General features: G+C 67.0%; 15 protein-coding genes. 13 read left to right on the plus strand and 2 right to left on the minus strand.

The features are described from left to right. Positions 1-12: 12 nt before the first annotated feature. The 8 genes from VPH46_RS01610 (at position 13) to VPH46_RS01645 (ending at position 10,505) form a co-directional block, all read left to right on the plus strand. Positions 13-1,809, plus strand: a complete 1,797-nt coding sequence (locus tag VPH46_RS01610) for an IlvD/Edd family dehydratase (protein ID WP_125959669.1) — start codon at positions 13-15, stop codon at positions 1,807-1,809. 55 nt (positions 1,810-1,864) lie between these two features. Continuing rightward, positions 1,865-2,989 (plus strand): 8-amino-7-oxononanoate synthase, encoded by a 1,125-nt coding sequence (locus tag VPH46_RS01615; protein WP_416608300.1) that lies wholly within the window; start codon positions 1,865-1,867, stop codon positions 2,987-2,989. Further along, positions 2,986-3,609, plus strand: coding sequence for a dethiobiotin synthase (gene bioD / locus VPH46_RS01620; RefSeq protein WP_416608302.1), 624 nt, complete (start codon positions 2,986-2,988; stop codon positions 3,607-3,609). The genes VPH46_RS01615 and bioD overlap by 4 nt, the downstream gene beginning before the upstream one ends. Continuing rightward, positions 3,606-4,853 carry an adenosylmethionine--8-amino-7-oxononanoate transaminase gene (locus VPH46_RS01625; RefSeq protein ID WP_416608304.1) on the plus strand — a complete coding sequence of 416 codons (1,248 nt, stop codon included), beginning with the start codon at positions 3,606-3,608 and terminating at the stop codon, positions 4,851-4,853. Before bioD ends, VPH46_RS01625 begins: the two co-directional genes overlap by 4 nt. A gap of 79 nt (positions 4,854-4,932) precedes the next feature. Beyond that, positions 4,933-6,540, plus strand: a complete 1,608-nt coding sequence (locus VPH46_RS01630; protein ID WP_416608306.1) for a phospholipase D family protein — start codon at positions 4,933-4,935, stop codon at positions 6,538-6,540. A gap of 81 nt (positions 6,541-6,621) precedes the next feature. Further along, on the plus strand, positions 6,622-8,244 hold the full coding sequence (locus tag VPH46_RS01635) for a mechanosensitive ion channel family protein (RefSeq protein ID WP_416608308.1): 1,623 nt from the start codon (positions 6,622-6,624) through the stop codon (positions 8,242-8,244). 177 nt (positions 8,245-8,421) lie between these two features. Beyond that, a complete protein-coding gene (locus VPH46_RS01640; RefSeq protein WP_416608310.1) occupies positions 8,422-10,131 on the plus strand; it encodes a PAS domain S-box protein in 1,710 nt (569 codons plus the stop codon). Next, positions 10,131-10,505, plus strand: a complete 375-nt coding sequence (locus VPH46_RS01645) for a response regulator (RefSeq protein WP_416608312.1) — start codon at positions 10,131-10,133, stop codon at positions 10,503-10,505. Before VPH46_RS01640 ends, VPH46_RS01645 begins: the two co-directional genes overlap by 1 nt. Here VPH46_RS01645 and VPH46_RS01650 read toward each other — a convergent pair. Further along, positions 10,502-11,029: a MarR family winged helix-turn-helix transcriptional regulator gene (locus VPH46_RS01650; RefSeq protein WP_416608314.1), complete on the minus strand. Its 528-nt coding sequence runs from the start codon at positions 11,027-11,029 to the stop codon at positions 10,502-10,504. The two genes, VPH46_RS01645 and VPH46_RS01650, sit on opposite strands and share 4 nt — an antisense overlap. A gap of 46 nt (positions 11,030-11,075) precedes the next feature. Between VPH46_RS01650 and VPH46_RS01655 the strand changes: the two genes are divergently transcribed. From VPH46_RS01655 to VPH46_RS01665, 3 genes are read left to right on the plus strand one after another with little or no spacing between them, the layout of a single operon-like run. Then, positions 11,076-12,263, plus strand: coding sequence for an HlyD family secretion protein (locus tag VPH46_RS01655; protein ID WP_125959676.1), 1,188 nt, complete (start codon positions 11,076-11,078; stop codon positions 12,261-12,263). After that, positions 12,256-13,812 carry an MDR family MFS transporter gene (locus tag VPH46_RS01660; RefSeq protein WP_416608317.1) on the plus strand — a complete coding sequence of 519 codons (1,557 nt, stop codon included), beginning with the start codon at positions 12,256-12,258 and terminating at the stop codon, positions 13,810-13,812. Before VPH46_RS01655 ends, VPH46_RS01660 begins: the two co-directional genes overlap by 8 nt. A gap of 10 nt (positions 13,813-13,822) precedes the next feature. After that, entirely contained in the window at positions 13,823-15,310 is a 1,488-nt protein-coding gene (locus VPH46_RS01665) for an efflux transporter outer membrane subunit (RefSeq protein ID WP_416608319.1), read from the plus strand. Positions 15,311-15,335: 25 nt separating this feature from the next. Here the strand turns inward: VPH46_RS01665 and VPH46_RS01670 are convergent, their stop codons facing one another. Continuing rightward, positions 15,336-16,262 carry a DUF808 domain-containing protein gene (locus tag VPH46_RS01670; protein WP_416608320.1) on the minus strand — a complete coding sequence of 309 codons (927 nt, stop codon included), beginning with the start codon at positions 16,260-16,262 and terminating at the stop codon, positions 15,336-15,338. A 231-nt stretch (positions 16,263-16,493) separates the two neighbouring features. Between VPH46_RS01670 and VPH46_RS01675 the strand changes: the two genes are divergently transcribed. Further along, entirely contained in the window at positions 16,494-17,834 is a 1,341-nt protein-coding gene (locus VPH46_RS01675) for a dicarboxylate/amino acid:cation symporter (RefSeq protein WP_416608345.1), read from the plus strand. Positions 17,835-17,850: 16 nt separating this feature from the next. Then, positions 17,851-19,380, plus strand: coding sequence for an alginate export family protein (locus VPH46_RS01680; protein ID WP_416608322.1), 1,530 nt, complete (start codon positions 17,851-17,853; stop codon positions 19,378-19,380). Positions 19,381-19,466 lie beyond the last annotated feature (86 nt).

Consider the following 19,466-nt stretch of genomic DNA (forward strand, 5'->3'; position numbering starts at 1 on the left):
CGGACACCTCCCATGACTGCCACCCCGACCAACAAGCTTCGCTCGCGCGCCTGGTTCGATAATCCAGAGAATATCGACATGACGGCGCTCTACATCGAGCGGTACATGAACTTCGGCCTCAGCCAGGCCGAGCTCCAGTCGGGCAAGCCGATCATCGGCATCGCCCAGACCGGCAGTGACCTCTCCCCCTGCAACCGGCACCACCTGGTGCTGGCGGAGCGCCTGCGCGAAGGCATTCGCGAAGCCGGCGGCATCGCCCTCGAGTTCCCGGTCCACCCGATCCAGGAAACCGGCAAGCGCCCGACCGCCGGGCTCGACCGCAACCTTGCGTACATGGCGCTGGTGGAGGTGCTGTACGGCTATCCGCTCGACGCCGTCGTGCTGACGATCGGCTGCGACAAGACGACGCCTGCCTGCCTGATGGCAGCGGCGACCGTGAACATCCCGGCGATTGCGCTGTCGGTCGGCCCGATGCTCAACGGCTGGCACAAGGGCGAGCGCACCGGTTCGGGCACCATCGTGTGGAAGGCGCGCCAGATGCTCGCAGCCGGCGAGATCGACAACGCGGGCTTCATCAAGCTGGTGGCGTCGTCTGCACCGTCGACGGGCTACTGCAACACCATGGGCACTGCGACGACGATGAACTCGCTCGCCGAGGCGCTCGGCATGCAGCTTCCAGGCTCGGCCGCGATCCCGGCGCCGTACCGCGACCGTCAGGAAGTGGCGTACGAGACCGGCAAGCGCATCGTCGAGATGGTGGCCGAGGACCTGAAGCCGTCCGACGTCATGACGCGCGAGGCGTTCCTGAACGCGATCGTCGTCAACTCGGCGATCGGCGGCTCGACCAACGCGCCGATCCACCTCGCCGCGCTCGCCCGCCACATGGGCGTCGAGCTCGACATCCGCGACTGGCAGGAGCACGGCCACAAGGTGCCGCTGCTCGTGAACCTGCAGCCGGCGGGCGAGTATCTGGGCGAGGATTATTATCGCGCAGGCGGCGTCCCGGCCGTGGTCTCGCAGCTGATGGATCAGGGCCTGATCCATGAGGACGTCATGACCGTGAACGGTAAGACGATCGGCGAGAACTGCCGTGGCGTCGAGATCGAGGACGAAAAGGTCATTCGCCCGTTCAACCAGCCGCTGAAGGAAGAAGCCGGCTTCATCGTCCTGTCGGGCAACCTGTTCGACGCGGCGATCATGAAGACCAGCGTCATCAGCGAGGAGTTCCGCGAGCGCTATCTGTCGAACCCGAACGATCCGAACGCCTTCGAAGGCCCGGCAGTCGTATTTGACGGGCCGGAGGACTATCACCATCGCATCGACGATCCGTCCGTGAACATCACCGCGGAGACGCTGATGTTCATGCGGGGCGCCGGCCCGATCGGCTATCCGGGTGCGGCCGAGGTCGTGAACATGCGTCCGCCGGCTTATCTGATCCGCGAGGGCATCCATGCCCTTCCCTGCATCGGCGACGGCCGCCAGTCCGGCACCAGCGGCAGCCCCTCCATCCTGAACGCCTCGCCCGAGGCGGCGGCGATGGGCGGCCTGGCCCTCATCCAGACCGGTGACCGCGTCCGCATCGACCTCAACAAGGGGACGGCCGACGTGCTGATCTCGGACGAGGAACTCGCGGAGCGTCGTCGCAAGCTCGAGGCGGAGGGCGGGTACCAGTATCCGGCCTCGCAGACGCCGTGGCAGGAAATCCAGCGTTCGGTGGTCGGCCAGATGAACACCGGCGCGATCCTGGAGGGTGCCGAGAAGTACCAGCGCATCGCGCAGACCATGGGTCTGCCGCGCGACAACCACTAAGCGCAACCGGCATGGCGGGGGTGGCATCGCGGGACGATGCCGCTACACCCCCGCCATGCCGAGCTTTGCAGCCCATCGCGCCGATCTGGCGCAGCTGGCGGACCAGCATCGTATCCGCCGGCTCCTGTCGCGTCAGGGCACCGACTTCGCCTCCAACGATTATCTCGCGCTCGCTTCCGCGGCTCGCCTGCGGAATGCTGTCGCGGCCGCGCTCGCGGAGGGCGTAGCGGTCGGTTCGGGTGGGTCGCGGCTCCTTCGCGGCAACTCCGACGAGCACGAAGCGCTGGAGGCCGAGGCCGCCGCCTTCTTCGGCAGCGAGGCCTCCCTCTACTTTGCGAGCGGCTTTGCCGCCAACGCGGCGCTGTTCGCGACCCTTCCGCAGCGCGGCGACCTGGTCGTCTATGATGCGCTGGTACACGCAAGCGCGCACGAGGGGATGCGGCTCGGCCGCGCCAGCTGCGTCGCCGCCGAACACAACCAGGTCGACTCCTTTGAGGCGGCCATCCGCCAATGGCGCAAGGGCGGCGGGACCGGGACGCCCTGGATCGCGGTGGAGAGCCTCTACAGCATGGACGGTGACCGGGCGCCGCTGGCGGCGCTCGCGAAGCTGGCTGACGCGCAGGATGCGATCCTGCTGATCGACGAGGCGCACGCGACCGGCGTGTTCGGCGCTGGCGGGCGGGGTCTTGCCGAGGATCTGGAAGGTCGCGGCAACGTCGTTACCCTGCGCACTTGCGGGAAGGCGATAGGGTGCGAAGGCGCGCTCGTCTGCGGACCGAGGATCGTGCGCGACTTCCTGATCAATCGCGGCCGCGGGTTCATTTTCTCCACGGCCCCCTCCCCGCTGATGGCGCGGGCGGTTCGGGAGAGCCTGCATATCCTCGCCGATGAGCCGGAGCGACGCGAACGGCTCCATGACCTGGTGCGCCACGCGGAACGTGCACTTGCACCCGCGGGCGTCCAGCCGACCGGCTCGCAGATCCTTCCTCTGGTGATTGGGGACGACGCCGCGACCATGCGGGCAGCCGAAGCCCTGCAAGCCGCTGGGTTCGACGTGCGCGGCATCCGCCCGCCCACGGTGCCGCGCGGCACTTCGCGCCTGCGCGTGTCCCTCACCCTCAATGTCACGACCGAGGATGTGGACCGTCTGGCCGCGCTGCTGCAGGAGGTCGTGCCATGAGCAAGACCATCATCGTCACGGGTACCGACACCGACATCGGCAAGACCGTCTTCGCCGCCGGCCTCGCTGCGGCGCTTGGCGCACGCTACTGGAAACCCGTCCAGTCGGGGCTGGCGGACGGCACCGATGCCGCCCGGGTCGAAACGCTGGGCGTACCCAGGACGCACATCCTTTCCGAGGCATACCGGCTTGCGACCCCCTGCTCCCCGCATCTCGCTGCGGAAATCGACGGAGTGGCGATCGAGGAGGACAAGCTCGCGCTGCCGGCGGGCGACGATGCGCTCGTCGTGGAAGGTGCGGGCGGCGTGCTCGTCCCGGTCACGCGAACCATGCTGTTCGCCGATGTCTTCGCCCGCTGGAACCAGCCGGTCGTGCTGGTCGCCCGCACGGGCCTCGGCACCATCAATCACAGCCTCTTGTCGGTCGAAGCCCTGCGGGCGCGCGGCGTACCGATCCTGGGTGTCGCCTTCATCGGGGAGCGGGTCGAGGACAGCGAGGCCATCGTCGCCGAGGTCGGTCAGGTCCGCCGCCTCGGCCGCCTTCCCCGGCTGGATCCGCTGAATGCGGAGACGCTGGCGGCCGCCTTCCACAGCAACTTCGATCTGGAGATCTTCCGGTGAGCGCCTCGCCCGTGTGGCACCCCTTCACCCAGCATGGGCTCGGCGAGCCCATCCCGCTGGTGGCCCGTGCAGAAGGGGCGGCGCTTCATACCGCCGATGGCCGCCGCATCGTGGATGCAATCTCCTCCTGGTGGGTCACGACGCACGGCCATTCCCATCCGCGGATCGTCGCCGCGATCCGGGACCAGGCGGAGAGACTCGACCAGATCATTTTCGCCGGATGGACGCACGAACCGGCGGAGGCGGTCGCCCAGGGCCTGCGCGACATCATGCCGCGCGAACTGACTCGGGTTTTCTTCTCGGACTCGGGCTCCACCAGCGTCGAGGTCGCGCTCAAGATGGCGCTGGGCTATTGGCGAGAACACGACCCGGCCCGGCATCGGATCCTCGTCCTCGAACATGGCTACCACGGCGATACCATCGGCGCGATGTCGGTGAGCGCGCGTGGCGTGTTCAACAGCGCCTATGAGCCGCTGCTGTTCGACGTGGGCACCATCCCCTTTCCCGTGCCGGGTGGCGAGCAGGCAAGTCTCGACGCCCTGGAACAGGCCTGTGCCGCCGGGGCAGCGGCGTTCATCGTCGAGCCGTTGGTGCTGGGCGCTGGCGGCATGCACTTCTACGCCCCTTCCACGCTCCGCGAAATGCGCGCCATCTGTGCGCGACACGGCGTGCTGTTCGTGGCGGACGAGGTGATGACCGGCTGGGGGCGGACCGGAACGTTGCTGGGGTGCGAGCAGGCCGGCGTGGTGCCCGACATCCTCTGCCTGTCGAAGGGATTGACGGGAGGCGCCGTTCCCCTCGCCGTCACCATGGCCACCGAGCCGATCTTCCAGGCGCACTATGGCCCGGATCGCGGGAAGATGTTCTTCCACTCTTCCAGCTACACCGCCAATCCGATCGCCTGCGCGGCGGCCCGTGCCAATCTGGCGATCTGGGCGGAAGAACCGGTGGCGGAGCGCATTGAGTCGCTGGGGAAGCGGCAACAGGCTCGGCTCGACGCGCTCTCGGGCATCCGCAATGTTCGGGATTGCCGGCGAAGCGGCACCATCACGGCGCTCGAGATCGCGGGGGAAGACGGCTACTTGTCCGCGCTCGCTCCACGCCTGCTGGCGCATTTCCGGGACAGGGACCTGCTCCTCAGACCACTTGGCAACACGGTCTATGTGATGCCGCCCTACTGCATCGAAGACGCCGACCTCGACCGCATCTACGCCGCCATCGCCGAGGCGTGCGAAGCTCTCTGACGGATCGTCTCGCGTCCGTAACCGTTAAGCGACCATCAGCCCGGCACCGGCCGGTCTACGAAACGGGAGCGCCGGTGCAGTGAAGGCCAGTTGGGCGAGATCGATCGGAGCAGGCGCCATAGGTCTGGGCCTGCTTTGGTGGATCAATCGCCTCCCGCCCAATCCGAAAAACTCGAGCTCGCGGATCATCGCCGATGTTGCCGACACCGCGCTGGCCCGCGGCGCGGCGAAAGAGAGCGCAAGTCATCCGGGTGCGTCCGGGATCAAACTGCTCGCCGATGCGCGAGAAGCCTTTGCCGCGCGTGTCGCCCTCGCCCGGGCGGCCGAGCGCAGCCTCGATCTGCAATATTACATCTGGCACGGTGATCGCTCGGGAACGCTGCTGCTGGAAGCCGTCCATGCCGCGGCAGAACGCGGGGTGCGGGTTCGACTGCTTCTGGACGACAACGGCATTTCGGGGCTCGACGCAGTGCTGGCGGCGCTCGACGCACATCCCAACATCGAGGTCCGGCTGTTCAACCCGTTCCGGATCCGCTGGCCGAAGCCGATTGGCTACATAACCGAGTTCCCCCGGCTCAACCGGCGGATGCACAACAAGAGCTTCACCGCCGATAACAGCGTCACCATCGTCGGCGGGCGCAACATCGGCGACGAGTATTTCGGCGCGGCCGATGGCGGCTTGTTCGCCGATCTGGACGCACTGGCGATCGGTCCGATCGTCGCGGAGGTTTCCGACGATTTTGACCGCTACTGGTGCTGCGGCTCCTCCTACCCCGCGGCCCGGATCCTTCCGGGCGTGCGCAAGGATCAGCGACGGCGCCTGCGCAAGCGTGCGTCGATCGTCGAGCGTGATCCTTCGGCAAAACGCTATGTCCAGGCGCTACGCGACCTGCCGCTCGTGCACCAGCTGGTGGAGGGTCGCCTTGCGCTGGAGTGGGCGGAGGTCCGGATGCTCAGCGACGACCCCGCCAAGGCTCTCGGCAGCGTGCACGAACGGGCCCTCCTGAGCGACAAGCTGGGTGCCGCGCTTGAGACCGCTAAGAGCGAGCTCGGTCTCATCTCCAGCTACTTCGTACCTGGCCGCCGCGGGTGTCGCACCTTCGGCAAGCTTGCGCGGGAAGGCGTGGCCGTATCGGTGCTTACCAACGCCTATGAGGCAACCGACGTGGGCATCGTTCATGCTGGCTATGCGCCGTACCGCAAACGGCTGCTGCAGGCGGGCGTTCGCTTGTTCGAGATGCGGCGGGAAGCACGCGCGGCGCCGCGTCGCCGGGAGCGCCGCCGCGGCGTCCGGCTGGGTGTCGCCAGCAATTTCAGGGGCTCCGGGACCGGCTCCACGGCAGCGCTCCGCTCGGGCGCGTCGACGCTGCACGCGAAGACGTTCACCGTCGATCGCGAGCGCCTGTTCATCGGGTCGTTCAACCTGGACCCTCGCTCGGTCGCCCTGAACACCGAACTCGGCTTCATCATCGAGAGCCCCACCCTCGCCGCACAGGTGTCGGACGTGTTCGCCGACCAGGTTGCGCACCTCGCCTACGAGGTGCGGATCGGAGAAGACGGCGAACTCATCTGGATCGAGGAGAACGGAGGCGAGCGGCGCGTGCATCACCAGGAGCCTGGCATGCGGCTGATCCCGCGCCTCGCCCTTGCCGCTGCTGCCAAGCTGCCGATCGAATGGCTCCTTTGAACGCGTTTGCCCGCGCGGCTTCGTGGCAATCAGGCCGGGGGCGCCTAGAACTTCCGGCGAGTTGACGAAGAAGGTTTGTGAATGCTGGTAATCAAGAGGCTCCTGGCCGCCCTGCTGTTGACCATGGTGGTGTGGGCGCCCGCCCAGGCGCAGGAGACCGCCGGCAACACCACGACGCCCGCAGTGCTCGCCGACACCTATGGGCGCGAGACGCCGCGATCGGCAGTGACCGGGCTGGTGAAGGCGCTCGGCGAGCAGGACTACGCCCGCGCAGCCAACTACTTCGAATTGGCGCCTCCCAAGACGCCGCGTGCGGCCGCTGCTGCCTCTGATCTGGCGCGGCGCCTTCAAGCGGCGCTCGACAGCGGTGGGTCGCTGCTCCCCTTTGCCGTGCTTTCGAACGAAGCCACGGGCCGTATCGACGATACGCTGGCTCCTGAACAAGAGCAGGTCGGCACGCTCAAGTTTGGGGAAAAAGAGGAGCCTATTCTCCTTGTCCGCGGAGATGTGGGGGAAGGTCAGCAACTCTGGCGGATCTCGACCCAGACCATCAAGGTGCTGCGCGCCCACGCTCCCGAGCCCGCGGCCCCTGCTCAGACGGAGAGCATTACCGACACGAGCGTCGCCGGCGCGCCGCTCGTCGACTGGGGGCTGCTGCTGGGGCTTGCCGCCATCAGCTTCGTCGGCCTTCGTCTTCTTGCCAGTCTCATCCTGCTCGGCATCGGCCGGGTGGTTCGGGATCGCGAGCAAAGCCCCACGTTCCGCTTCTCGCACGCGGCCCTTCCGCCGCTCAGCCTCTTCCTCGCCGTCGTGGGCTTCTACGTCTACGCGGACTCGCTCCCCGTCTCGATCGTGGCCCGGCAGACGCTGCTGCGCTATGCCGGCATCATCGCCTGGGTGGCGCTTGCGTGGTTCGCCCTGCGCTTCGTCGACGCCATCAGCCGGTTGATCATCGCGCGGATGCAGCGATCGCAGCGGCGGCAGGCGGTTTCTGTCATCACCCTTCTGCGCCGCTCGGCAAAGGTGCTGCTCCTCGCGCTCGCGATCGTCGCCATTCTGGACACGCTCGGCATCGACGTGACCACCGGCATCGCCGCCCTCGGGATCGGCGGTATCGCCCTCGCCCTGGGCGCGCAGAAGACAATCGAGAATTTAGTGGGCAGCGTCACCGTGATCGTCGATCGGCCCGTCCAGGTCGGAGACTTCTGCAAGGTCGGCGATGTGCTCGGCACGGTCGAAGACGTCGGCATGCGTTCCACGCGCATCCGCACCAATGATCGCACGGTGGTGACGATCCCCAACGGCAACTTCGCCTCGCTCCAGATTGAGAACTTCGCGACGCGCGACCGCTATCTCTTCGCCCCGGTGATCGCGCTCGAATACGGCATCTCGGCCGACAAGCTCCGCGAAGCCATCGCGATCATCGAAGGGGTGCTGAAGGAGCATGCCCAGATCGACCAGGATGGCGCGCGCGCCAATCTGGCGGCGTTCGGCGAGAGCGCGGTCAACGTGGAGGTCTTCTCCTACATCGCGGTGCTCGATGCCGTGGAGGCGATCCATATCAAGCAGGACCTCTTGCTCACCATTATGGAGCGGCTTGAGAAAGCGGGCATCAGCCTCGCCGTTCCAACCCGCGCGCTACATCTTCCTGAAGCGTTGAAGATCACCCGCGCTCCGGCCGGGTCCGAGGAGCTAGATAACTAGGAACGGGTAAGAAACGATCCCGAGGGCTCGCATCCGGCGTCCCGCTGCGCTAGGGGAGCAACACGGTGGCAGGATGGTCCTCCACGCGGAACCATGCTGCCGCCTATGCCGCCTTCCAAGCTGACCCGCTTCTTCGAGCAGTTTCTCTTCTTCTCGATCCGGCGCCCGTTGCCGCCGGTGGTGCAGTTCGCGATTGCTACCGCGGCGATCGTGCTGGTGACGCTGGTGCGGGTGCTTTTCGTCACCGTGCTGCTGCCGTGGCTCTTGTTCATGCCGGCGATCCTGCTGCTTGCGCTGGCCTTCGGCCGCAACGTCGGCTTGTACGCAACTTTCCTCTCGGCGGTCCTGGCAGGATGGTCGATCGCGGGGCCGAGCGGCTTTCTGGGCCTCAATCCGCTTCAATGGATCGCCTCCGGCGCCTTCCTGGTCGTGGCGGTCGGCATCGTACTTCTTGCATCCGAGCTGCGCGCGTCCTTCGCGCGGGTTAATCGATTGATGCAGGATGCGCAGTCCGCACGTGACGAACTCGCCGCGCGCGAAGCCTTTCTTTCCGGTGTTCTTTCCAGCTCGGGCGACTGCATCGTGGTGCTCGACCGCGAGGCCAACGTTCTCTTCGTGACGGAGAACGGCCACCGGGCCCTGGGGTTGCGCGACGAAGCGGACGTTCGCGGCACACCATGGCGGATGCTTTGGCGGGAGGTGGATGGCAATCGTGCTTCCGGGGCGATCGCCGCAGCGTCCGAAGGTCATGAGACCAACTTCGCTGCCCCGGCACGGATCGGGGACGGTTCGCTGCGCTGGTGGGATGTTTCGGTCCGCCCGATCCTGCAGGACCGAAATTTGAGCGGCCAGGTGCTGCTGGTCGCGCGCGACATCACCGCCAAGCGTGCGAGCGAGCGCGAGCGCAATCGGCTGGCGCGCGTGGTGGAGAACAGCGCGGACTTCATCGGCGTGGCGTCGCTCGACCAGCGGGTGGAATTCCTGAACCCAGCCGGTTGCGACATGGTCGGCCTCTCGCCCGAAACGGTGGGCGAGACCCGGATGCTCGACTACATCTGGCCGGCAGACGTCGAACGACTGGTGGAAGAGGTTCTTCCGGCGATCCGCGATGCGGGCAGCTGGAGCGGCGAGATGAACCTGCGTCATTTCCGCACCGGTGAACGCATCCCGGTCCATTATCTGGGCTTTCGCGTCCAGGAACAGGACGGCAGCCTGATCGGCTATGGTGCCGTGATGCGGGATTTCACTGAAATCGAGCGGGCGCGCTTCCAGCAGCGCCTGCTCAACAACGAGTTGAGTCACCGGCTCAAGAACGTCCTGACCATGGTTCAGGCGATCGCCGCCCAATCCATCCGGCAGGCCGAGACGCTCGAGGACGCGGGAGAAGCAGTGAGTGCCCGCCTGGTGGCCCTTGGACGTGCGACGGATATCCTGACCGCGACTTCCTGGCAGACGGCGGAGCTCCACGCCCTGGTCACGACGGTGCTGAGGCCGCACGGCGCGCTCAGCCGCCGTATCAAGGTCGATGGTCCGAGTGTCGCGGTCAATCCACGGGCTGCTTTGGCACTCGCGCTCGCGATTCACGAACTCACCACCAATGCGATCAAATATGGGGCACTTTCGAACGAAACCGGCGAAGTGGCCCTGAAATGGTGGATTGCAGACGGAGCCATCCCCGACCATCCGCGTTTGCTGCTGACCTGGCGTGAAACGGGAGGGCCGGATGTCACGCCTCCTCCCCGAAGAGGTTTTGGTTCTGTAATGATCGAGCGATCGCTGAAGGCCTATTTCCGAGCTCATGTGACGCTGGACTTTCTGCCCGAGGGCGTCGTTCTCACGCTCGACGCGCCGCTTGCCGATGCGATTGCGACGGATCGGGTGGACTGATGGGGCAGCGCGCGCCGATCAATCCACGAACGATCCTCATCGTAGAGGATGAAGTACTTTTCCGGCTCGAACTGGCCGATCTGTTCGAAGCCTCCGGGTACCGCGTCATCGAGGCTGGCGACGCCGACGAGGCGATCGCGGTCCTTGACGAAGATCCCTCCATTTCGATCGTCCTCACCGACATTCAGATGCCAGGGTCGATGGACGGCCTGCGTCTTGCCCACCATGTTCGTGACCGATACCCGCCGGTGTCACTGGTAATCGCTTCAGGAGCATTGCGCCCCAGCGCTTCGGAACTGCCCGAGCGCAGCCTGTACCTGAGCAAACCGTTCAACCCGTTCCAGCTTCTGCGGCAGCTGAACGCCGCGGCCTAAGCCTTCGGCGCTCCCTTTGCGGGTCGGGCCCGTTCGTCCAAGCCGCCCTGTGCCTCCAGTGCATCCGCTACCCGGTCGAGCTTTGCCAACGCGCGCCGGAATTGGGACCTCTCCTCCGCGTCCAAGGCCCCGAAGATCGCCTGGTCGAGTCGCAACCGCAGCGGTTCTGCCGCCGCGATAGCCGCCTCTCCAGCCGCCGTCAGGGAAACGCGCTTCACGCGACCATCGGCCGAATCCGGGGTGCGTCGAACCAGTCCGTCCCGTTCCAGCGTAGCGATCGCCTCGCTCACGGTACGCGGCGAGTGCCCGAAGACGCTCGCGATGTCGGCGGCACGGGCGCTGTTGTGTTCGCACCGGAGGTACATCAGCAGCTTCATCCGCGCGAGGGAGACGCCCTGTTCCGCCAGGTGCGCGTCCGCGATCCGCCGCAAGCGGAGGAACAAGCGACCAAAGTCGCTGACGAGGCTGTTGGTGTCGGACACTTTGTGAGGGCCCTCCATAAAGAGGCTTGCTTTGCGCTGCAACAGCGAGCAGGTCCCCGCGTCAGTTTAGGATAGCCAGGGCAGGTATATGGCCGACCGACACGAGCAGCCGACCGATGCGCCGCAGGACGCGGGCCGTGAGGACGAGCAGAACGAGAGCAGTCCTCCATCTCCCCGCAAGAAGCGCATGATCCGCATCATCCTGATCATCATCCTCGGGATCGTGCTGGTGGGCGGGCTGCTGTGGTTCATCCAGTATCGCAGTGTCGGCCGCTTCATGCAGAGCACGGACGACGCCTATATCCAGGCCGATGCCGTCATCGTCTCGCCCAAGGTCGCAGGCTATGTGGAGCGGGTGTTCGTCGCCGATAACCAGCAGGTCCGTGCTGGCCAGCCGCTGCTCCAGATCGATCCCGGCGACTATCGTGCGCGAGCCCAGCAGTTCCAGGCGCAGATCGACGTGGCCGAAGCCAATGCGGAGGGCGTCCGAGCCCAGATCCGCGAACAGGACGCCGCGATCGAGCGCGCGCAGGCGGAAGTCGCCGCCGCTCGTACCCGCGCCGGCTTCGCCAATGCCGAGGTTGCGCGATATCGGCCGCTTGCGGCCAGCGGGGCGGAGAGCCGCGAACGTTTGGCGCAGTTGGAGAACGAAGCGCGGCAGGCCAATGCGCAGCTCGCCAGCGCCGAGGCGGCCCTGAGCAGTGCCCGCCGCCGGGTCGGCACGCTGAACGCGCAGGTCGCCCAGGCTCTGTCGCAGGGAAATGCCGCGCGAGCGCAGCTCGAAAGCGCGCAGGGCGACGTGGGCTCGACGTTGATCCGGGCCAGCATCGACGGCCGGATCGGCGACAAGACCGTGCGGGTCGGCCAGTATCTGCAGCCTGCGACCCGAACCATGTCGATCGTGCCCACGACGCAGCTCTATGTGGAGGCGAACTTCAAGGAGACGCAGCTCGGCCTGATGCGCGTCGGCCAGCCCGTGAAGCTTGAGGTCGATGCGCTCCCCGGCGTCGAGATCCACGGCCGCGTCGAGAGCGTGTCCCCCGGTACAGGAGCGCAGTTCTCCGTGCTGCCGCCGCAGAACGCCACGGGCAACTTCACCAAGATCGTTCAGCGCGTGCCGGTGCGCATCGCAATCGATGCCGGCCCCGAGACCCTGAAACTGCTGGTTCCCGGCATGTCGGTGAGCCCCACGGTCGACACCCGCTCTGCGCGTGACGCGCGGGACCGGATCAAGCAGGAGCAGGAACGCTACAACGAGCAGCGGGGCCATGACTAAGCCTGCCGCCGCTGCCGGAGGCGCCCCGGCGAAGGCGGACGCCGCTGCGTGGCTGGCGGTGTTCGCCGGCAGCCTTGGCGCGCTCATGGCGACCCTGGACATCTCCATCGTCAACTCGGCGCTTCCGACCATTCAAGGGGAGATCGGCGCCAGCGGGACCGAGGGAACCTGGATCGCGACCTCCTATCTGGTGGCGGAGATCATCATCATCCCGCTGTCCGCCTGGCTGGAGCGGGTGCTGGGGCTGCGGACGCTGCTGCTCCTCGCGGCGGTGCTGTTCACCGCATTCTCGATGCTGTGCGGCATCTCCACCAATCTGACCATGATGATCATCGGCCGCGCCGGCCAAGGTATCACCGGTGGCGCGCTCATCCCTACGGCGATGACCATCATCGCCACGCGGCTTCCGCCCCACCAGCAGCCGATCGGCACCGCGATGTTCGGTGTCACCGCCATCCTGGGTCCGGTGCTCGGGCCGCTGATCGGTGGCTGGCTGACCGAAAGCATCAGCTGGCACTACGCCTTCTTCCTGAACCTGCCGGTGGGCGTGTTGCTCGTGACGCTGCTGCTGATCGGCCTTCCGCATCAGAAGGCGCACCTCGCCGACCTCCTCCGCGCCGATTGGCTTGGCATCCTCGGCCTGGCCCTGGGGCTCGGCGGGCTCACCGTCGTGCTGGAGGAAGGGCAGCGGGAGCAGTGGTTCCAGTCCAGCGAGATCCTTCAGCTGACGGCCGTCTCGATCCTCGGCTTCGTCCTCCTCTTCGCGGGCCAGTTCCTAGCCCAGCGGCCGGTGATCCGATTGCGCCTCCTGTTGGACCGCCAGTTCGGCAGCGTAGCCCTGATGGGCGTCGTCATCGGGATGGTGATCTACGGGACGTCCTACGTGATCCCCCAGTTCCTGGCGGCGATCGCCGACTATAATGCCCTCCAGTCAGGGAAGATCGTGCTGCTGTCGGGTATCCCGAGCATGATCCTGATGCCGTTCACGCCGTTCATGATCCGGCACATCGACATCCGCATCGCGGTAGGCGCCGGTCTGGCGATCCTGGCGGGCAGCTGCTGGATCGACACCGCACTCACCGCAGAGTCCACCGGAAGCGCGTTCGTCGACTCGCAGCTGCTGCGGGGCGTGGGTACCATCCTCGGCTTCCTGTTCCTGAACCAGGCAGCCGTATCGTCGGTGAGCCCGCAATATGCAGGCGACGCCGCGGGCATCTTCAACGCCGCGCGCAACATCGGCGGATCGCTGGCACTTGCTGCCATCGCGACCCTCCAGGATCAGCGGAACTGGCTTCACATGCGCCGCATCGAGGAGACGTTCAACGCCAACTCGGTCGACGTGCAAAGCTACCTCGCCGGGCTGGGCCAGGCGCTGGGCAGCCCCGACGCCGCCCTGCGGACGGTCGCCCAGACGATCCAGCGCGACGCATTGGTGATGACGTACAACGACCTGTTCTGGCTCCTCGCCGTCGGCATTCTGTTCGTCATGCCGCTGGTCCTGTTCCTCCGCCCGCTTCCCAAGGGCGTCTCCCTTGCCGCTGGTCACTAGAGGCTCGCTCATGCGCACTCTGCCCCTTCTCGTCCTTCCCCTGTCGCTCGCCGCCTGCACCATGGGGCCCGATTACGCAGGCCCGCCCGCCACGCCGTCGAGTGCTCCCGGCGCAGGGTTCGTTCGGGCGATGGACGCGGTGCAGGCCGCGGCCGTGCCCGGCGTCGCGAACTGGTGGACGGCACTTCGGGATCCGCAGCTCGATGCGCTCGAGCAGCGCGCGCTTGCAGCCAATCCGTCCATCGCCGTCGCCCAGGCCCGCGTCCGTCAGGCTCGTGGCGCACTGCGCCTCGAGCGCGCGAACCGCCTGCCGAGCGCCAACGCCAGCGGCAGCTACCTGCATGCAGAGCTCCCGGGCATTGACCTGGGTTCGCTGACCGAGGGCTCCGGAGGCGGCGAAAATCCCGACACGGGCGCGGGCGAAGGCATCGCCGACGGCGACAGCATCGGTGTCGACTTCTTCAATCTGGGATTCGACGCGAGCTGGGAGATCGATCTGTTCGGCCGCCGGCGCCGCACGGTGGAGGCGGCGCGCGCGGCCGCGGAGGGTGCCGAAGCAAATCTGGCGGATGCTCAGGTGCAGCTTACCGCAGAGGTGGCGCAGGCCTATGTCGCGCTGCGGGACCGCCAGGCGCGCGTTGCGCTGTCCCAGCGCTCCTCCGAGATGCAGCGCCGGATCCTCGGCCTGACCGAAGAGCGCTACGCCCGCGGCACCGTTTCGGCACTCGACGTCGAGCGCCTCCGCCTTCAGGTCGAGAACACCGATGCCGAGCTGGTGCCGCTCAACGCGGAAGTGGCGAGCTACCTGAACGCCCTTGCCGTTCTGGTCGGCGAGGCTCCGGGCGCGCTGGACGATGTTTTGAAGGCGCCTGCCCCCATCCCGCTGGTGCCGGCACAGGTTGCGGTGGGCGACCCGACGTCGCTGCTCCAACGCCGCCCCGACATTCGCGCTGCGGAGCGCCAGCTTGCGTCCCGCACCGCGCGGGTGGGAGTCGCGGAGGCAGCACGCTTCCCGAGCCTGAACCTTCAGGGCATGCTCGGGCTGGGCGGCACCTCCATCGCCGACGTCGTCGACCCGGACAATCTGCTCACCCTCGCGAGCCCGATGCTCCAGTGGAACCTGCTGGATTTCGGCCGGGGACGCGCTCGCGTCGAACAGGCTGAGGGCGAGCGCGACGAGGCGGAGGCAAGCTACCGCCAGGCGGTGCTCGGCGCGCTTCGCGATGCAGAAGACGCGCTTGCCCGCTTCGGTGCGCGGCGGCAGACGCTCGTCAGCCTGGTGCGGGCAAAGGCATCGGCAGACCGTGCCTCGACGCTGATGCAGCAGCGTTTCCGCGCAGGCACCGCTACGCTGATCGACACGCTCGACGTGGAGCGCCAGCGGGTCGCCGCCGAGCAGCAGCTGTCCGTCGCCACCGCCGGCCTCACCACCGACTATGTCGCGCTTCAGAAGTCGCTCGGCCTCGGCTGGTCCGCCCCCGCGGCTGCCGCGCCCTAAACGGGCGCGGCTTCCAGGGCCGTTCTCAGTGGCGGATTTTGTGGACCGCTGTGGCGATGATCGCGCCGACGGCCACACCCAGCACGCCCGACAACAACGCCGTCACAAACCATGCCACGACGCCGCCAAGCGGCACCGCGTGATGGACGGCTTCGGCGAGATGGTGGACGAACTCCGCCGGCGCCGCGAAGCCGAGCACCTCGGCGCCGTGCAACAAGATGCCGCCGCCGACCCACAGCATCGCCGCGGTGCCGACGACCGAGAGGACCCGCATGATGACGGGCATGCTCTTGACCATGCCGCGTCCAAGCGCGCGCACGCCGGATGAAGACCGCTGGGCCAGGTGCAGCCCGATGTCGTCCAGCTTCACGATCAGGCCAACGACGCCATAGACGCCAACGGTGATCGCGAGGCCGACCACCACCAGAACCAGCGCCTGGGTGAGGATCGAGGACTCCGCCACGTCGGCGAGGGCGATCGCCATGATCTCCGCAGACAGGATCAGATCGGTCCGGACCGCATCGCCGACCTTCGCCTTCTCGAGCGCGCTGGCATCGACGAAGCCTTCCTCGACGGGCGCCGCGTCATGATGCTCGCCCTTGATCGCACCGAGCACCTTCTCCGCGCCCTCGAAGCAGAGGAAAGCCCCCCCCAGCATCAGCAACGGCGTGATGGCCCAAGGAGCGAAGGCGCTCAGGAGCAGTGCCGCAGGCAGCAGGATCAGCAGCTTGTTCCGCACCGAGCCAAGGGCGATCTTGCCGATGATCGGCAGTTCGCGTTGGGGCGTCAGGCCGGTGACATAGCGCGGGGTGACCGCGGCATCGTCGACGACCACGCCCAGCGCCTTGGATCCCGCCTTTCCGGCTGCGGCACCGACATCGTCCAGCGACGCCGCAGCCAATTTGGTGAGGCCAGCAACATCGTCGAGAAGGGCAACCAGTCCACCGGGCATGTGCTCACCTGTAACAAGAGGAAGCCGTGCCTAGCCGGGGAAGTGGCGCCTGCTCAAGCGCGCTGCGGGATGGAGAGACCAGCGAGAGGTGGGAACGGGTCGGCATCAGCAATGTTCGGCCATTCACCGATAAAGATTATCGCTGTTGTGAAGGGCTGCCGGAACGTTCATCCGGCCTGGCCTCTCGACCGCCTGCGCGTGGAACTGCAGGAAGAAGATGAAAGGTTCATGATGTTGCCCTCCCCCGCCCCCGCCCCCGGTGAACAGCCGGTCTCGCGCAGTCCGTGGTACGCGCACCTGTACGTGCAGGTGCTGGCGGCGATCTTCGCAGGCGTCATGCTGGGCCACTTCGTCCCCGAGGCCGGTGCCGCGTTGAAGCCGCTGGGCGACGCCTTCATCAAGCTGGTGAAGATGATCATCGCACCGGTCATCTTCCTGACCATCGTGTCGGGGATCGCGGGCATGCGCGACCTCGGCTCGGTGGGGCGAGTCGCCGCCAAGGCGTTCGCCTACTTCCTGTTCTTCTCCACCATGGCGCTGATCGTCGGCCTGATCGTCGCGAACGTCGTGCAGCCGGGCGCGGGGCTCAACATCGATCCCGCCACCCTGGATCCCGCCAAGGTCGCGGGCTACGCCGCCAAGGCCCACGAGACGTCGCTCATCGGCTTCCTGATGGCGATGATCCCGGACACCATCTTCTCCGCGATGGTGCAGGACAACATCCTCCAGGTCCTGTTCGTCTCGATCCTGTTCGGGGTGAGCCTCGCGCTCGTCGGGGATCGCGGCAAGGGGATCACCGACCTGGTGAACCAGGTGTCGGTCGTCGTCTTCAAGCTCGTGTCGATCGTCATGAAGGCGGCGCCCATCGGCGCATTCGGCGCGATGGCCTTCACCATCGGCGCCTATGGCCTCGGCACGCTTGCGAACCTCGCGATGCTGGTGGCGACCTTCTACCTCACCTCGTTGCTGTTCGTGCTCGGGGTGCTGGGCATCGTTGCCCGGCTGTGCGGGTTTTCGATCCTGCGGCTGATCGGCTATCTCAAGACCGAGCTTCTGCTGGTCCTGGGCACCTCGTCGTCCGAAAGCGCCCTGCCCGCGCTGATCGAGAAGATGGAGCGCGCCGGCTGTCCGAAGTCGGTCGTAGGGCTTGTGGTGCCGACCGGCTATTCGTTCAACCTGGACGGCACCAACATCTACATGACGCTCGCCGCGCTCTTCATCGCGCAGGCGACGGGCGTGCACCTGTCGCTGGGCGAGCAGCTGCTGCTGCTGGGCGTCGCGATGCTTTCCTCCAAGGGGGCGGCCGGCGTGACGGGCGCAGGGTTCATCACGCTCGCGGCGACTCTCTCGATCGTGCCCTCGGTGCCCGTCGCCGGCATGGCACTGATCCTGGGCGTCGACCGCTTCATGAGCGAGTGCCGCAGCCTGACGAACTTCATCGGCAACGCGGTCGCAACGGTAGTGGTATCGCGTTGGGAAGGTGCGCTCGACCGGGAGCGGTTCGATGCGGCGATGCGCGGCGAAATGCCGCGCGTCGACGAGGTCGATCCCGCCACCATTCCTGCAGCATAACGGCCGGAGGCGGTTCATGAGCAGCCTGTTGCGGTACGCCGTTGGCGCTGCGTCGGTCGTGGCGCTTCTTCCCGCGGGTGCCGAGGCGCAGACGAGCCCGGCGCCCAAGGAGACGCGTCAGAGCCCCACCCCAGCGACCCCGGTAGCGGACAGCTATCCTTCCGCGGCGACTGGGGAGGGCGCCACGAGTGAAGGCTATAACCTGTCCCGCTGGGCGGAGAATTGGCGCAGCCTTTGCGATCCGGCGAAGCGCGATGATCCGCTGGACCGGCTGAAGTGCCTGGCGATCGACAGCAACGGTGATGTCTACCTGACCCTGTCGGGCGAACTGCGGCTTCGGGTCAACGAGACGACCAACCCCGGTCTTCGCGAAGCCAGCGCGCAACGCCAGGACATCAACCGCATCGTCGCGGGCGCCGATCTGCACGTGGGGCCGCATTTCCGCGCCTATGGAGAGATCGCCCACGGCGGGCTCGACGGACGCAACCTGGGGACGGTGGCGGCGAACCTGCGCAATGACCTCGTCGTGCAGCAGGCGTTCGTCGAAGGGAATGCCCGGGTCGCGGGCGCGGCGGTGGGCGTGCGCTATGGCCGGCAGGAGTTCACCGACGGCCCCAACCTCCTCACCTCGCAGCGCGACAACAACACCATCCGCTTCGTCCTGAACGGCGCCCGCGCCTGGGTGCGGGGGCGGCGGGTACGGGCCGATGTGTTCGACTTCAAGTTCACCAGCCTGGGCACCGAGGGCACCGGCGACGATCGCGTGGACGACGGCCAGCGCTTCTCAGGGATCACCCTCGGGATCGTGCTGCCGCCGGTGGCAGAGGGCGCCAAGCTGTACCTGGATCCGTTTATCTGGCGGCTGCGCGACGAGAATGCTTCCTGGGGAGGCGTAACGGCTCGCGAGGAGCGACACTATCAGGGCGCGCACCTGTGGGGCGAGGCGGGTCCGCTGACGCTCGACTGGACGGTCAATCATCAAGGCGGCAGCTTCGGCAACCGGAACATCGACGCGTGGCAGCTGCTCCTTGCCCAGACCTACCGCATCGGGAGCGGGAGCAGCGCGCCACGCGTGGGCTTCCACGTCGATTATGCGACCGGCGGCGGCGCCTATGGCGAGGGAACGCTTCGCAACGCCCTCGCCCCGTTCGGCAACAACGTCTACTACAGCTACCAGCTGGCGCTGACGCCGACCAACCTGGTGGCACTGGCGCCCAACGTCACCTTCACCCCGCTCGAGAAGCTGCGCGTGACCGCGGAGTACCAGCTGAGCTGGCGCGACTCCGCAGCGGACGCCGTGTACCGGGCCAACGGCACGGCCTTTGCCGGCACCGAGCTGGTCGGCGGGCACAAGGTCGGCGACGTCGCCCGGCTGCAGGCGATCTACAGCCTGTCGCCGCGCGTCTCCCTGACGGGACGCTACGAGCACTTGGCGGCAGGCTCGGTGCTGACGCGGGCCGGCTACACCGACTCCGACTTCCTGGGGGGCTGGATCAGCTTCCGCTGTAAGCGTGGCCTGCGGGCCGCCTTGCCCGTCCGGCTGTAGCTGGGATTCTTGTCGTCTTTGACGAGGACGCAGGCGGTGCGGGAAGTTTTCGGGTCTGAGACTGGTCATACGAGCGCTCGTATGAC

The sequence above is a fragment of the Sphingomonas sp. MJ1 (PH-R8) genome (assembly GCF_048058635.1).
Classification (GTDB): domain Bacteria; phylum Pseudomonadota; class Alphaproteobacteria; order Sphingomonadales; family Sphingomonadaceae; genus Sphingomonas.

Coding starts and splice junctions, on each gene's coding strand:
- VPH46_RS01670 (WP_416608320.1), bottom strand. CDS start 16,262: ATGCCCGGTGGACTGGTTGCCCTTCTCGACGATGTTGCTGGCCTCACC.
- VPH46_RS01680 (WP_416608322.1), top strand. CDS start 17,851: ATGAGCAGCCTGTTGCGGTACGCCGTTGGCGCTGCGTCGGTCGTGGCG.
- VPH46_RS01660 (WP_416608317.1), top strand. CDS start 12,256: ATGACTAAGCCTGCCGCCGCTGCCGGAGGCGCCCCGGCGAAGGCGGAC.
- bioD (WP_416608302.1), top strand. CDS start 2,986: ATGAGCAAGACCATCATCGTCACGGGTACCGACACCGACATCGGCAAG.
- VPH46_RS01610 (WP_125959669.1), top strand. CDS start 13: ATGACTGCCACCCCGACCAACAAGCTTCGCTCGCGCGCCTGGTTCGAT.
- VPH46_RS01615 (WP_416608300.1), top strand. CDS start 1,865: ATGCCGAGCTTTGCAGCCCATCGCGCCGATCTGGCGCAGCTGGCGGAC.
- VPH46_RS01675 (WP_416608345.1), top strand. CDS start 16,494: ATGTTGCCCTCCCCCGCCCCCGCCCCCGGTGAACAGCCGGTCTCGCGC.
- VPH46_RS01665 (WP_416608319.1), top strand. CDS start 13,823: ATGCGCACTCTGCCCCTTCTCGTCCTTCCCCTGTCGCTCGCCGCCTGC.
- VPH46_RS01655 (WP_125959676.1), top strand. CDS start 11,076: ATGGCCGACCGACACGAGCAGCCGACCGATGCGCCGCAGGACGCGGGC.
- VPH46_RS01645 (WP_416608312.1), top strand. CDS start 10,131: ATGGGGCAGCGCGCGCCGATCAATCCACGAACGATCCTCATCGTAGAG.
- VPH46_RS01635 (WP_416608308.1), top strand. CDS start 6,622: ATGCTGGTAATCAAGAGGCTCCTGGCCGCCCTGCTGTTGACCATGGTG.